The following is a 15,220-nucleotide window of genomic DNA, read 5'->3' as shown; positions in this document are numbered from 1 at the left end:
ATGGCTTTTTCCAGTCCAGAGATCGAATGGCTCGCCAAGACCCAGCAAAGCGCAATAGATTTTGACGCGCTGATCGCACGACAAGACGAACGCAACCAGCTTCTTGCAGAAGTGACGGATGAAATTTCGGATTTACAGGATGACCTGATGGCCGCGTCGGACGCGCTACAGGTCGAATGGAAACGCAAGAAATTTCTTGGTCTGATCGAACGCTCCAACCGGACCATGGATTGGAAAAACGGCGACCGCGATGACGAGGTTGATACCACGCATGATCTTGTTGACGGCTACGAAGTTGATGACGAGGCCGTGCGCGAGCTGGCACGGCTGCATGAAAAACTGTTTGATTTGCAGGCCGAAATGGAGGCCGCGACAGATGCGGATGGCAATCCGCTGTTCACCCCTGCCGATATTACCCGCGAATTATGGACACCACTGGTACAGGCGGATGTGATCCCTTCCAATGCGGTTGCGGACAAATACAGTCAGGAAGCGCAGGTTTTTAACGGCGCTTGCGAAATCTACCAAACCAAGCTGGAGGATTACTCCAAGTCCGCATCGAAATACACCAATGTAAAACGCGGCATCAAGATCGGCACCGATGTGGTCTCCCTGATGGGCTCGCTTGCGGGTGACGCGATCAAGATCAACAGTTTCGAGGCGCAAACTATGACGCGTCAGGACACGCTGGACCTCGCCAGAGACAATGCCGCAAAAACAGCGGGCACGGCGAGCCCCGAGCAACTGGAAAATATCGACAGGTTAAACGCTCTCAAGCAGCAGGGGCGCGAGGCGGCTTTGCAGGTTGCCGCCGTCACAATGACAACCACCGTTTTGGTAGGTGGGTTAAGCATTCTGGATTCCACTTTGGACAAACCAGAGGACGGGCGGCGCAGGACCTTCGCGGCAGGGGTCGCCAAAGCGGCGTTCAACGCCTTGGGCAATGCGGCCGCCGCGTCGATTTCGGTCTATTCTGCTAATGTGGTGGCCTCGGATGCCTCGACAGCATTTACATCGGCGTTCCAGACCCAGATGAACATCGCCTCGAAATCAGTCACTGCGCTGATTGCGGGCGGAAACACCGGGTTCAGCCTTTTCACCGCAACGATGAAATTCGCTGACGGAGATTACAACGGCGGCGTCGCTGCCATCACCGAAGCACTGACCGGCATTGCGGGCGCCGTTGGGGCCAGTTTTGCCGCGGGCGATGTCAAACGCGGCACCGATGATCAAGGCAATACCGTGCTGGGCGATCAGGCCAAATGGCAACAGATGGGGTTGACCATTCAGGGAGCCATTCTTGTCGCCTCCAACATTCCCGCCATCGCGAAACATCTTGCAGATGTGGTTGCCAGTGACGGCGGCAAGGTTGATTTGAAGGTGATCTTGGCCAATGTCGGCTTCTCCGCAATCAGCGTCGCCTTGGCAGGTGCCATGCCTGCAATTACGGGTGGCACCTACACGGTGAAGGCCGGCGAAGACATCGAAATGGGGTCAGCGGCTGCATTGCTCCAAAAGACGCAGGTTGAAAATGATATTTTCAATAATGACGCGGATGCAGCGCAGGCCCTTGCAGGCACCGCAAAGCCGAGCCTCGGAATGGAAGCACCCAGCGACAGTGCCGAAGCCCTGATGGAGCAGAAAAAGTTTCTGGCCGAGCAGGAGAACGCCCGCAAGGCCCGCGCAATGTCGGATTTCAAGAGAGATCTGCAAGACCCAGCTCGTCGCGACGAGTTTTTCGCCCAGATCGAAGACGCGAGTGCGCGCGAGTTAGAAGTATTGAACGAACTTCTGGAGGATGCCGGCAAACCGCCACAAGATCTCGACTCGGTCGAAAAAGAACAGCAAGCGATGGCAGCAATGGACAAGCTGCTTGCCGAAGCCCGTGCGTGTAACATGAAATGGCAGGCGCTTGAGGTGATCACCGGCGTTGGTGCCAGCGCTTTGGCCGCTGCTCTGCCAGGGGCCGGGCTGGCCGTGGCGATCCAGAAACTGTTGATCGACGCCACCACATTGGTGCGCAAGTCCTACCAGTTGAACAAATGGATGGACAATATGGCCCTGACCGTCGGTAACAGTTCCGTCTATGGGCCTGCGATCAACGGGCGGCTTAATTCGGCGCGGGTTCAGGTCAGCCTGCAAGTGCTGCGGGTACTCTATGACAGCCTTGGCGTTGCGTCTGAATCGATCAAACTGGCCGATGCATCCGGTGTCAGCATGGGCAGTGGCACGGCGGTTGGGGCCGGCATACAGATCGGAACCAGCATGGCCCGCGCTTTAACCGAATTTGCCTATAAGATGCAAAAAGAAGCCGAGATAGAAGCCGGCTGGCATCTGTATCAGACGGCCCTCAAATCCCCCGGAGACCGTAAAAAAGCCCGCACCGCGATGAAATGGAACTCGACCTTGTCGAAATGCGTCATCGCTTATGGCATCGTGATCGACGGTGATCCAATTGCAAAAGAAGTCGGGCGCAGCTGTGGCATCACCCCCGAGGTGCTGGCCGATCAAAAGAACGTCTGCCAGAAGGTCGTCTGCTATTTTGAAACTCTTTATACGGATGACCCACAGATCATGAAACGGGTCCCGATCAAGAAAGACTGGCACCCCGGCACCCCGGTTCCAACACTTGTCAGTTGGTTGCGTTTCAAGGCCGCCGCATCCGAGCGGGCCACGCCCCCACTTGCCCCCACATCCGTGAAAACACCCGAGATTGATCGCCAGCTTTCCCTGTTGGTGGGCCTCTTGGGGCCCGATGCGGATTACGCGGCCAAGCGCGACGCTGATTTTCCGGAATTCGACATCTCGAACCCGGCCCGCGAAACCCCGGCCTATGACACATTCCTAAATGACGTTGGCGGGGCGGCATCCGGTTTAATCGCGGCGCTGCGCTCTTATGCGCCACAGAACGGCGAACCAGAGGACGGCGGCGATTGGACTGGCGGGGCGGCCCATGCCGACTTTGTCGCTGTTGTGGAAAGCCTGACCGCGCAGACCCAGATGATTGCGGGTGAAGTGGCCAATGACAAGAAACGCCGCGAAACTTATCTAGAGCAACGCGAAGCGACATTAGAAGCCGCCGCCCAGCTAGAAGAGGACCCCGCAGAAGAGGAGGAGAACCACTAGCAGGCGCATCCCACAGGCAATTTTTCACATGTTCCCCGCAGGGGCATCTGGCATAAGGTGTTATGGCGGCGGCCAAAAGATCAGACGGATATTCAGTGCCCCTGATTCCCGTTTTCCGTGATCCAGAGTCGTGCAGCTCCCGTGCTGGAACCGCCTAAAATACAACGCAGGGTATAAACTGCGCCCAAAAACACGACCGCACATCATCAAAGAAAGTGATAAATGACAGGCCCGCATTGCTAAAGCGCGCTGGTATCGTCTAACTTTGCGCCATCGGGCCGGTTTTCACCATGTCAGTCATTCGTGCGGAGAATACCCTTTTCATGCCAAGCCCTGGACCGCAGATTTCAGAGTTTCTGGCCAGGATTGGCCTGTCCCATCTGCTTGACCTGTTTGCCGCGGAAGATATCGACATGCCAACCTTGCGGATGCTGGACAAGGCCGATCTGAAGGAACTCGGGCTGACACTGGGGCAACGCAAGAAACTGCTTGCCGCACTGGAAACCCTGCCCGATCCGGCAAGCCCCGCCCCCCCCCAAAAAAAGGCACCCGAGGAAGCCCCGCTTCAACTGCGCCGCATCAGCGTTCTGTTTTGCGATATTGTCGGCTCGACCGAATTAAGCCAGCAGCACAGCATCGAAGACATGCAAGTCATCATGCAGCATTATTATCAGGTGGCCACGGAAATCGCCAAACAGCGCGATGGCTATCTTGTCGGGTCACAGGGCGACGGTGTTGTGATCCTGTTCGGCTATCCGCGTGTGCTTGACGGCTTTGCCGAACGCTGTGTGCAGGCTGCGCAGGATTTGCAACGCGCCCTTGCCGAAAGGCTGGTTACCTTTGACGGGCGGGCATCCTTCCACATCCCCACACGGATCGGCATTGCCACAGGTCAAGCCGCCGTTGGTCAATCAAGCGGGGATACGATGCAACTGGTCGGTCCCGTGGTCAACCGTGCCGCGCGGCTTCAAACTGTGGCAAACCCGCAGTCGATTGTGGTGGACAGCAAGACCCAGCATCTGACCCGTAATGCGGTGCTGTATTCCGAGGTCGAGGCCCATGACCTCAAAGGGCTGCCCTCGGGGACCGAAGTGTTTCATGTGCTGGGGTTGCGCCACGAGGTTGAAGGCCCGGCAGCACCCGCCGCCCTGATTGGCCGCGACACCGAGGCCAGCACCCTGCGCCAGCTATGGACACATGCACAGGCCGGCGCACCCGTCACAATCACCATCACCGGGGATGCAGGCATCGGAAAGTCGACGCTGATCCACAGCTTTTTGTCGATACAGACCAATCCTTCCATGCGGGTTTTGCACCTGCATTGTGCTGCCATGGGCACCCGTTCGCCCTTGCTGCCTGTTGCCAAGGCCCTTGAGACACTGACAACCGGCGGGCCAACAACCCCCTCTTTGGCCAGCCTTTTAGGGGAGCCGAAACCGGAGCTGTTGATCCGGGCTGCGCAATTCCTCGGGCTGGATACACCATCGGGAAATGATGTGGCCGTCTCCTTGCGTGACCGCGAAAGTATCCTGGACCTGCTCAGCCGGTGGATCATTCGCGGTGCCGCCGGCCCGACGCTGGTTTTTGTGGAAAATGCGCAATGGGCCGATGAATCAACCCGCGAGCTTTTGAAGCGCACTGCCCAACGTGCCCGCAAGGATGGTGCCGTCTTGATGATCGTTGCTGCGACACGTCCAGACAGCGCCGACATCTGGGAGGGGCAGGACGGGCACGAGGTCATGACCCTGCAACCGCTTAACCCGCGGCACTGTGAAAAGCTGTTGCAGGGGATTTTCGGGGCCAAACCGATCCCCCATTCGATCCGCGACAACATCCTCAGCCACTCGGGTGGCAATCCCCTGATGCTTGAGACGCTAGGCAATGCGCAGGCCGCGCGACATCAGGCAGACATCGCCAGCATCATCGAAATTCCCCATACGATTTATGAATCCGTGTCCAAGCGGCTGGACGGCATTCGCATGGGTCGTAGTGTGATCGAAGCCCTTGCCGTTCTGGACAGCCCGTCCAGCCCTGAACTTCTGGCGGCGGTTCTTGATCAAGATCCCGACACCATGCAACCGGCCATCGACGCGCTCAGACAGACTGGGCTGATCCAGCTAAAAGGCACCGACGGGCAGACTGAAGCAGTCATTCGTCACCAAGTTTACCGCGATGTCATCTACGAACAAATCGTTGGGAAATCACGCCGCAAACTGCACGCGGCCGCCTTGTCAGCGTTGCAAACATATTACGATGACCCGGCATTACAACGCCCCGATCTTCTGGCGACCCACGCCCATGTCGCGCGCAATTGGGAAAACACAGTGATACTCGCGCTGAAAGCCGGAGAAAGCCTGTTAAAGCGTTCTGCCCTGCTTGAGGCCGGGCATTTCCTTGAAATGGCCAATGCCGCCATTCAGCGCCTGCCAGAAACCAGCGCGCACAAACAGGAACACTTGCGCATCATCACCGGACTTGCCTCGGTGGAACGGTCGCGATTTGGCATTGCAACAGACGCCAGCGCCGACCTTGGCACGCAGGCCGTACAGCTGGCCCGTGAACTGGGCGACAGCAAGACCGAGCTTCTGGCGCTGAACGGGCTTTATGCCCATTCGCTGGTGCGCGCCAACTATCCTCGGGCGCAGGAATACGCCGAAACACTGTTGGAAACCGCCCGCCGAAACCGCGAGAAAACCTTTGTGATGATTGGCACCCGCGCCATTGGTGCTGTGGCATTTCACCGCTCTGATCAGGTGACAGCGCAGCGCAATCTGAACATGGCCCTGTCGCAATACGACAAGGAGGCCCATCTGCATCTGGCCCATGCACATGGCTATGACCATGCGGAAATCTGCGCCGTCTTCCTGTGCATGTCAAACTGGCTTACCGGTGATCTGCGCAAATCGCGCCATTTCGGGACCTTCTCGATCGAACATTCACGTGAAATCGGTCACGCCCATTCGATGGCACAGGCGATGGCATTTCGTGTGATGTTGGGGGCACTTGCACGGCACGGCACAGAGCTTTCGATTATTGCCAGCGAAGCGATTGAACTGGGAGAGAAACACGATATCCGGGTAATGCGGGCGGTTGCTCTTCTGTTTCCTTTTGTAACCCATCTGTGCCTGCGGCCCGAGCCACCAAAACCTGCCGAGATGTCCGATCTTGCCTTGCGGATCAAAGAATTTCGCAAGGTAAATCCGTTTAATTACGGGCCCTTGCTGGCCTCCCTCATTGCGGATGTTTCCTTGCGGGCCAATGATATTGACGGAGCTGAGGCCGCCCTGTCAGAGGGGGCCGCGCTTGAAATGTCCACCGGCGAGACCTGGACAGCACCGGAGTTACTACGCTTACGGGCGCAAGTTGCCGCCGCGCGCGGAGAGGAGCTGATGGCCCGCCAGCTGCGTCAGGAAGCCTTGGCAAGTGCAACCCGCGCCGGTGCCCTGACCTTGGCCCTGCGCGCCCAATGCGACATCGCCATGGCCGATCCGGGTCCCGATACGGTGCAGGCGGTGCAAAAGGCACTGCTGAAAATGGCCTCTGACGATCAGGGCTGGGACACCCAACGCGCCGCCACCCTTGTTCAAACGCTCAGCCCTGCCTGAGCAAAGGCTCCGCCAAGGGTGAGACGCTCCAGAACGCGAAAGACAAGCCGCCTATCATGTTGCCGGCCCAGCCGGTTTGCAACCTCATGCAGAGAAGCCGCAGGGCGACAGGCCGCCGCGACATCCAGCGCGTTCAGCCCCCCTGCCTCTGTCAGAAAGTCATCCACCGCAAGCAGCTTGATTGCCGGTGCCCAGTGGATCCTGTCGTGCCCCAACACCGCAGCGCGGGTTAGCGGTGCGGCCAATGTGACCAGCCCCTGCGTGACCCGTGGCAAGGCGGCGGGTGGTTCCGGCAACGGCCTATCCGCCCAAAACTTGGTCTTGAAACGACATTGATCAGCATAGGCACCTTGGGTTGCAAGCCGCGCCGCAGCAACGGCAGCACGGTGTTTATGGCGCAAGAAGCTATGCGCAGCACGGGTGTCTAAATCCGGGTCAAGAATCGTCTTTGCCGCCACAGCCGCCTGAACCCCGCTGCGCAGCGCATGTACCAGCCCGTGCGAAGCGATCGGATCTCGCGCCAATGCGGCATCCCCAACCAGAAGATGGCGCGCGGACACAAGCGGACCATCCACCGCAGAAAATCCGGCGGCCATCGGTTTCCCTGCGGCGATGCCGTGCAGCTGGTTTAGGTTGGCAGAGCGGGAAAAGCGGGCCGCAAGATAGGTTAAACGCTCCTCTGCCCCCATCCCCGCAAGCACCTCGGGCGGCTGGAACACCGCCCCGTGCAGGGTGCCATCCGGCAGGGCACTGACCCAAATCCACCCTTGCGTCATCGCCTCAAGCCACATTGAGAACGCCGGCAGGTTACCCTGCGCCGCGAAAGGCAAAGCGGTCAGATCGGTCTTGTGCTGTTTGCGCGCCTGCCGTCCCCGAGCATCAATCACCAAATCGGCACAGACCTCGCCAGCACTGGTCCGTACCCTGGCCCCGTGGACGGATGTTATGATCTTTTGTACCCGCGCTTGCAAAAGGGTGGTATGCCGCCCCGCCTCCTCGCGCAGCGCCACATGCAGAGACTCGCGATGCAGCAACAACGGCCCCTTGCCCTCAAACCTGCGGGTCTCCGGGCTGTCACGCCATTGCATGTGCATCGCCTCTGCCGGGCCGTCACTTGCTTCACAAAAAAAACGCAGCAGACCGGTTTCTTCTGCCAAAGGTGCGCCAGAGGCTGGAAAGCTCTCGATCTGGTGGCCGGTGACGGGCACGAAAGGATCAATCAAGACAACATCCAGACCGGCCAGCCCCATCTGGCGCGCCGTAACCGCGCCCGCCGGCCCCGCGCCTAAAACCGCAACCTGCGCCTTATGGCTGAGCATCAAACCAGTCCGGTTGCACCGCGTTCAGCCGCCCATAAGCCCGTAGCCCGTAATCCAGCCAGCCGCGCACAAAATCACAGGCCGGACGCCCCGCATGTAGCACCTCCTGATGACACCCACCGCCGCACAAACGCCGCGCCCAGCAGGTTTGACACGGGGACTGACGTTCAACCGTGCGGGCCTCGAGAAACGCCGCGCGCGCCGCATCGTTCGGCCCATTGTCCAGATCCCCCATGGCACCCAGCGGATCTTTGACAAACCGGTGGCAGGCCGAATATTCGCCCGCCGCATCCACCGCCAGATAATCACGCGCCGCGCCACAGCCATGGCTGCGCGGACTGCCCCGATGCAGTTCCCCCAGAACCGTTGCGAGATTGGCAAAAGGATGGGCGCGCCCTGCAAGTGTCGCACTCATCCACGCATCCCCGCAGGCCATCATCCCCGCCAGCAGCCTCGCAAAATCCTGTCCGGCCAGCGCCCCCTGTCCAGTGGGTGACGAGATCATAGGCGACACCCCAACCGAGGCAAAGCCAAGCGCGGCGATGTCATCAACCACCTGCGACAAATCCAAATTTTGCGGCGTCACCGTGACCCGTGCGCCCAGTGAAATCCGGTCGCGATGATCCAGCAGCGGCGCAAGGCGTTGGGCCACGCGTTTGAAACTGCCCTTGCCCGCGCGATCAGGGCGCAAGCGGTCATTCACTTCCTTGCCACCATCAAGGCTGACCGTGACAGCAAAGCGGTGACGGGCGAAAAATGCGGCATCCTTGGGTGAAATCAACGTGCCGTTGGTGGTCAGAGAATACCCGACCTGAATGGCCCGCGTGGCACCGCGCTTGTTGGCGTAGGTCACGGACCTACGGATCAAATCACGCGCCACCATCGGCTCGCCCCCCATAAAGGCGATCTTGACCCCGCCGCCCGGCACTGTTGCCTCAATCAACTGGTCAATCGCCCGCTTGGCGACGTCCCAGCCCATACGTGTATCCGCCCCGCCAAAGCTGCCGCCCGCCGCGTAACAGTATCCGCAGGCCAGATTGCAGGTTTGCGACACCGTCAGCGCCAGCGCCCGCACCGGATGAATTTGGGGGGCCGGCGGTATGCCAGCGGCAGGGGCCTCCAAACCAAGGCGGGCGAGTACGGGGGCCGCCACCCTGTCCCCCGCCAACAAGGCGCTGCGCAATTCTGCCGCCTGTACGCCGGACAATCCGAAAATTGCCGCCGTTTCAGCCATCAGCAGCAGATCATCAGCCACATGAGCCAGACCACTGGCCGGCCTCTGTTTCAACTCCGGCAGAACCGCCGTCATTGCAGCCTCGCAAAGAACGGCACACCGATGTTCTTGCGGGCAAGGGACAGGGCCACATCGCTTAATTTGTGCATGGCGTCGCGGGCGGTTTTGATTTCCGCATTGGCCACGGACATATCGCCAAGGTTCGCCTCGATCAGATAGCCTTTGCGCAGCGCCTCAAGCGCGATATCAACCAGATCCAAGGCCGGCTGAACCTCTGCGGAATCCGGCTTGGCCTCTTGGACAGGGCGCAGATACAAAGCTTCTTGCGCCGCATAGGGTTGCAGTATCCGCTTCACATCGCGGAACTTTTGATAGTGCTGCATCCCGTCACTGTCGATACGTACGGCCAGTTGGTAAAGACCTTCGGGAAAGTGATCCATGTATTCACGCAGGTAGGCTACCAACTTAACGTATTCAGTATCCAGATCCCCACCGGGGCGTTCGATATCAACAAAATTTTGCAAGACATTCTGTGTCGCAGGACGCAACACGCCGGTGCCGCTGTGCCCTGTCTTGCTATCGGGACCCGCGTCAATCTTGGTCGGGGACAGGACGGGTTCGTATGATCCCATCTCTGGATAGGCCGCATAAATCAGCCACAGCGTTTGATTGACCCAACGCAGATGCGTCATCTCACTCAGCGCAACAGAAAGGATCAATTGCCGCGCCGCGCGCACATCCTCTGTTAGTCCCGGCCAAGCCATCTCTTGCTCCGGTGTCACCCCATCCGGTTCGCGCAAGCTGAAGTAGGCATAAAGGTATTCCAGCGCCAGCGTCAGCTCCATTCCTGCCAATTCGTGCAGGTCCTCTATCAACTCTTCCAGCTGTTCATAGGGCTCCTGCGGTTGCAGCTTTTTCAGGTCCGTTGTCCCCTTACTTTCCTGCCCTTGCAGCACAAAATCCAGCTCCTCCCAATGGAGGTTGATTTCATAAGGGTCGTACCGATCAGGGCGCGCTTTTTCCAAGGTGGTCTGCGCCGATACATCCTTGAGCGGCAGATGCCGTCGGCGCATCCAGTCGATAAAGGTGACCGCCTGCGCCGGGTCATCCTTGTCGGTGCCATCGGGTAATTGTTGTTGCGGATCATCCACTTCGCCCAAAACAACATCGGGGTGGTTGGACGCCCAGTAATGGCAGGCGCAATCGCGAAAATCATGGGTCCAGGGGCTGCACATGGAGGAGGTAAGCTCGCCGGGATGGTAAACCGGATCAATCATCCCCTCGTCATTCAGGAACATGCGCCGCCGCCCCGTCAATACCACGGGCGAACCACTGGGTGATCCGTCCGCCGCGCGTTGTGTCAGGGCAATGGTCAGCGGTTTTTCCGCCTCGATCAGACGAATGATCCACCAGGCAGTTTCGCCCTCGTAAGGGACCAGCCCGACACCGTTCTGATAAAGCGAATAATCATACAGCATGATCCGCTTGCCGTCCTGTTCCACGAAATGCAGATACCATGTGCCGCTGCCCAGCGCCGCCCCGGCAGGGCCGGCATATTGTTTCTTCAGGTCGGTGACCCACGCCTGTCCGTCATCGGTGTATTTATCCGCGATAATCGGATCACCCTTGGGAAAAGCATATGTCAGCCGCGCGCCCTGCGTGCCATCCGGCCCTGCGGGGGTGATGCCAAGGAACTCGAACACCAGCCCCGGAAAGAACCGCACATCCAGCTGGCGCAGGTCAAACTCCAACCCCGGAAAGCAGTTACCGACACCGGATTCCATCAATGTTGACACAGGGTTGCCCAAGACCGGCTGGGGGTACGCAGGGTTGCCGTTCGCGTCGGCCTTGCGGGCCTTGTTTAATTGTCTGGGTCCGCCGGTCATGCTTTTTCCTCCGCAGCGGGTGTATCGACCTGTGGCTGCACAGAGTGCTTCCATTCCCCCTCTAGTTTTTCAATATATTTCATCAACAGGTCATATTGCCGGCGCGTGACCGACAGGGGCACCCCCATCGAATGGCGCATATAGGGCGGCATGCGCATGTCATAGGTCTGGGCAATGGTCACACGCGGGTCGCGAAATTCGATGTCGTCGGGTCCATTAGCGCCGAAATCCACCGATGGCCCTTTTTGCACACCGGGTATTTTCGCCAGCTCTGCAACATGGGCAAATGGCGGGCGCACAATCCGACGCAGGCGGTCAGGATCACGCAACAGAAACGCCCGCAGGATCGGGCTGTCACACATGCGGGCATGGACCTGTTGCACCACTTGGGTATAGGGCAAGCGGTCATTCGCGCCCGATCGGGGCTCTATTGTGTCACCCTGCCCCGGTGTATATTCCGGCACCAGACTGGCATAGGGCGCATCACTTTCGCGCATGGATTTCGGCCCCAGATGCGGCGTGATGCCCGCGTCCCAATCCGGATCATTTTCGTCCGGTTCACCCAGTAGTTGCGCATTGCCATCCAGCGCCCAAGAGCGACGTTGATCCAGATTGATCAGGCTCGCGGTCTCGAAAATCCGGCGGAAGAGGTCTAGTATCTCAAGCGGTGTCTCATCAATATCAAGCGTTGCAGGCGGCAAATCACGGTCTTCCAGCTCGTCCTGAATTGAATACATCGGGCGTTTGTCTGGCGCAAAATCGGGCGGGCCGGCCATGGCACGGGCCTGTGCCACATGCGCCTTGCCCTCCACTGCAATCTGCGCGGTCAGGACCAAATCGCAAGTGTCGTCGATCAAGCCCCAGCCATTGCCCGACCCGACCCGCGCCCCGTCATAGCTGTCCATCGGGGTGGGCCATTTGGGCGTGTTGTCGGTGCGAAAATTATACCCTGACCACGGGGTGTCCGAACTGAGGATACGATTTTCCTTGCGGGTCATTTTGTGGATCGGGCCGTATTCCGTCATTGGCGGCTCGAACCCACCTGCCGGCAGGGGCGATGCTGGTGCCTTGGCGGCCTCGGGCGGACCAAAGCTGTCGCCTTTGCCCGGGATAAAGCGGATACGCACCTGATCCAGACGGGTTTTGCAGCTGATGTTCTCAAGGTTTTCCTTGAAAGTCCTGATCTTGCCCAGCGGCAGCGGCGCGTCCTCACGCACCAGCGGCACCTGCCCTTCGGTATGCGGGCTGATCGCGTCCAGATGATGGGTCTTATAGTGATCCGCAGCGAAAACCTTGCGGGCCACCGCCGCACAGGATGCCAGTTTGGTGCGCGATTCCGCTTTGCGGTTGGCCGCCTCGACGGTAAATTGCAGATGTTTCAGGCTGGTGCCGCGTTTCTCAAGGAAATGACGTGTCACCGGCACCTGCACAACGGTACCGTCCGGATCCTGAAGCCGTGCCCAAAGTTCAAAGAAGGGGGCCACCGGTTTGATCTTGCCATGCCGGTCCTTGAAAGTGACGCGTAGTGGCGTTTGCACCTTCAGAGTAAAGGGGTGGTGGCCGTTGCCCTTCACTGAGGTTTCAATCAGACTGGGCGCGGGTTCGATCATGGTCTGCACCCCGCGTGCCGGATTCTCATCCAGTTTCCAGCGATAGGCGGGCATCGGTTCTTTCGAGCGCCCCACCCGCGCAATTGCCATCGGTGGGTCAAAGAAAATGCCCAGCATCCGGCCCTGCGTCGGGTCACGTCCGCACCATGGTTCGCAAGTGTCAGGGTCCGAATGGGTGCAGGGTTTTAATCTATCGGTCGTCATGGCGCTCGTCCCCTGTTTCCTCATCCTGCACGCCTTCGGACCCCGGTTTTTTGTCCGGCCTTAACCCAAGGCTTTGCTCGAACCAAAACATATTATGCGGATCAAATTTCGCCTTCGCAGCCTGCAAACGCGGCAGGTTCTCCCCGAAATAAGCTTCAAGGAACCCTTGGGTGCCACGGCGCGGATAGTTCTGATAGCGATGTCCGTTGCCCATCGGTCCGGCAATTTCGCCCAGCCCGTCAAGCCAGCCGATCGAAGCCTCCTTATGTGTGTCAAACGTCCAAAACGCCCAGCTGAACAGATCAACCGATGGTTTGCGGTGGAAGAATGCCATCTCATCGGGTTTCGGATTGGCGATTGCACCACCGTAAAATTCCATCGCGATGAAGCAGGTTTTGTCCGGCGCTTCGAGAAAATGATCAACCACATCGCGCCAGCGGTCTGCGCTGTGATGTTCCTCGATCAGCCAACCTTCGACCAGCGGTTTGGTGTTCATCGACACGTTGGGCATGTCGTGCCCCGCCGGATGTGCCGTCTGCAACAGCAGTTCGTTCAAGCGCGTGTAGTGGTGTTTATGGGTCCAGATTTCCACATCCTTGCGCGGGTCTTCCAACGTGGCCAACAGAGGGCCAAGGGCTGCCTCGGCCTCGGCGCGGGTGCCGTCATAAAGGCCCCTGAGAGACAAACAGGGAATTTGCCCCTCGGGATGATCCGCGTCGGGAAGGTACATCATCAGGGCCTGATGCCCCATTTTCGGCGGGCCAGAATTAGAGTATTCAGCCTGCAAGGATTCCAGCACACGGCACACCCGCTGGATGTCGGCCTCGTGTTTGTGGCGCATATTCCAACGCAGCCCGAAACCAAAAAACTTTCGGTCCAAAGGTACCGGATCATAGACAACTTCAAGCAGAATACCAAACTGATTGCCCGTGCCGCCGCGGATCGCCCAGAACAGATCTTGGTTTTCTTCCGCATTAGCGGTCAGTACCGTCCCGTCAGCCAACGCGACCTTTACGCCAATAACACGGTCGCAATTCATCCCGAACAACCGCGAGGTAAACCCGTACCCGCCGCCCATCATATACCCGGCAACATTAACGGTTTCGCAACCGCCACCGGGCAGATGCAATTTGTGATGGTCCAGCATTCGGTTCAGCTTGCGAAACGTAACCCCCGGCCCGCAGCGCACCGTCGGCGTTTGCCTGTCCACCACCAGATGATTCAGACCCGAGGTGTCGATGACCACCTGATCGTTCACCGAATATCCAGCGGTGCAATGCCCGCCGGATCGCGCCGTCACTTGCAGGCGCGACTTATCGGCAAAATCCAGTGCCGCCAGCACATCGGTTTCGCATTCGCAAAACACAATCACCTGCGGATATTGCTGATAAGTATGCATGAAAACCATGCGGTCGTCGTTATATCCGGGTGCCCCGGCCAATTGAATGCGACCGCTCAGGCGTTGTTGTAATTTGTCTAAATGTTTTTGTTTGTAGTTCGGTAAACCAGATTCTTTTGTCTTAAACGTCTTCCACTTTGCCTGGTGGCGCGGGTGGTGGCGACGATGATCACCATGCGTCATAAATATCTCCCCCTTGGGGAGGTTAGCCAAACTTTAATCACCTGTCACCTTTCATGGTCATCAGGCGGGGCGCGGGTAGTTTGAGGTTTTGCTCGCTGGCATACCGCAGAGGCGACATTCTTCGGATGACAGTGGAAGAAAATCGACGGCATGGCCCCTACTCTTGTCACCACGCCAGACAAACTACATTTTCAAAAGATCGCTGGCGCCAGACCAACACGCCTAAACTGCATCAGGAGCCTTGCACAGCTGCCAAAACTCTTGCAGAGTTTTGAGAACATTAGACAGTTCAGAGGCACTGTCCGGCTTGACGATGTAGCCATTCGCGTTGTTCTCATAGGCAAGTGCGACGTCCCTTTTACTTGCCGATGTGGTAAAAACAAAAACACGTGAAAGCCTGATTTTGTCTGTCTGCCTCAGCTTTGCGAGGAACTCGTGCCCGTTCATGCGGGGCATGTTGATGTCAAGCAGGATCACATAAGGATGGGAAAGCTCTTCTTTTGAAGTGTGATCACATAGGATTTCCAGCGCCTCCACCCCATCTTTTGCCCGCAACAGCGATCCTGTCGAGCCGAGCTTTTTTAGCGAGCGCTTCAGAATTTCGACGTCCACATCATTATCTTCGACCAACAAAATATTCATGTCCTGTTTCAT

Annotated in this window: 8 protein-coding genes; 2 read left to right on the top strand and 6 right to left on the bottom strand. The window is 58.4% G+C overall.

Features of this window, described 5'->3' with window-relative positions:
- Positions 1-3,126: a hypothetical protein gene (locus tag HKX44_RS16035; RefSeq protein WP_276152382.1), complete on the top strand. Its 3,126-nt coding sequence runs from the start codon at positions 1-3 to the stop codon at positions 3,124-3,126.
- 323 nt (positions 3,127-3,449) lie between these two features.
- Positions 3,450-6,731: an AAA family ATPase gene (locus HKX44_RS16030; protein WP_276152381.1), complete on the top strand. Its 3,282-nt coding sequence runs from the start codon at positions 3,450-3,452 to the stop codon at positions 6,729-6,731.
- Here the strand turns inward: HKX44_RS16030 and HKX44_RS16025 are convergent.
- From HKX44_RS16025 to HKX44_RS16000, 6 genes are all read right to left on the bottom strand, one after another.
- Positions 6,710-8,050: a hypothetical protein gene (locus HKX44_RS16025; protein ID WP_276152380.1), complete on the bottom strand. Its 1,341-nt coding sequence runs from the start codon at positions 8,048-8,050 to the stop codon at positions 6,710-6,712. The genes HKX44_RS16030 and HKX44_RS16025 overlap by 22 nt on opposite strands.
- Positions 8,037-9,359: a radical SAM protein gene (locus HKX44_RS16020; RefSeq protein ID WP_276152379.1), complete on the bottom strand. Its 1,323-nt coding sequence runs from the start codon at positions 9,357-9,359 to the stop codon at positions 8,037-8,039. The genes HKX44_RS16025 and HKX44_RS16020 overlap by 14 nt, the downstream gene beginning before the upstream one ends.
- Positions 9,356-11,170 carry a ferritin-like domain-containing protein gene (locus HKX44_RS16015; RefSeq protein ID WP_276152378.1) on the bottom strand — a complete coding sequence of 605 codons (1,815 nt, stop codon included), beginning with the start codon at positions 11,168-11,170 and terminating at the stop codon, positions 9,356-9,358. The genes HKX44_RS16020 and HKX44_RS16015 overlap by 4 nt, the downstream gene beginning before the upstream one ends.
- Entirely contained in the window at positions 11,167-12,984 is a 1,818-nt protein-coding gene (locus tag HKX44_RS16010) for a hypothetical protein (protein WP_276152377.1), read from the bottom strand. The genes HKX44_RS16015 and HKX44_RS16010 overlap by 4 nt, the downstream gene beginning before the upstream one ends.
- The gene (locus HKX44_RS16005) at positions 12,971-14,392 is read right to left on the bottom strand and encodes an FAD-binding oxidoreductase (protein ID WP_276153145.1); all 1,422 of its coding nucleotides are present in this window, start codon (positions 14,390-14,392) and stop codon (positions 12,971-12,973) included. Before HKX44_RS16005 ends, HKX44_RS16010 begins: the two co-directional genes overlap by 14 nt.
- A gap of 396 nt (positions 14,393-14,788) precedes the next feature.
- Positions 14,789-15,220 carry a response regulator gene (locus tag HKX44_RS16000; RefSeq protein WP_276152375.1) on the bottom strand — a complete coding sequence of 144 codons (432 nt, stop codon included), beginning with the start codon at positions 15,218-15,220 and terminating at the stop codon, positions 14,789-14,791.

It is taken from the genome of Sulfitobacter sp. M05, from assembly GCF_029285175.1.
Taxonomy (GTDB): domain Bacteria; phylum Pseudomonadota; class Alphaproteobacteria; order Rhodobacterales; family Rhodobacteraceae; genus Sulfitobacter.
The sequence above is the reverse complement of the archived record's forward strand: the minus strand, read 5'-3'. Positions and strand labels throughout refer to the sequence as shown.

Coding starts and splice junctions, on each gene's coding strand:
- HKX44_RS16025 (WP_276152380.1), bottom strand. CDS start 8,050: ATGCTCAGCCATAAGGCGCAGGTTGCGGTTTTAGGCGCGGGGCCGGCG.
- HKX44_RS16010 (WP_276152377.1), bottom strand. CDS start 12,984: ATGACGACCGATAGATTAAAACCCTGCACCCATTCGGACCCTGACACT.
- HKX44_RS16035 (WP_276152382.1), top strand. CDS start 1: ATGGCTTTTTCCAGTCCAGAGATCGAATGGCTCGCCAAGACCCAGCAA.
- HKX44_RS16015 (WP_276152378.1), bottom strand. CDS start 11,170: ATGACCGGCGGACCCAGACAATTAAACAAGGCCCGCAAGGCCGACGCG.
- HKX44_RS16020 (WP_276152379.1), bottom strand. CDS start 9,359: ATGACGGCGGTTCTGCCGGAGTTGAAACAGAGGCCGGCCAGTGGTCTG.
- HKX44_RS16030 (WP_276152381.1), top strand. CDS start 3,450: ATGCCAAGCCCTGGACCGCAGATTTCAGAGTTTCTGGCCAGGATTGGC.
- HKX44_RS16005 (WP_276153145.1), bottom strand. CDS start 14,392: ATGGTTTTCATGCATACTTATCAGCAATATCCGCAGGTGATTGTGTTT.
- HKX44_RS16000 (WP_276152375.1), bottom strand. CDS start 15,220: ATGAAACAGGACATGAATATTTTGTTGGTCGAAGATAATGATGTGGAC.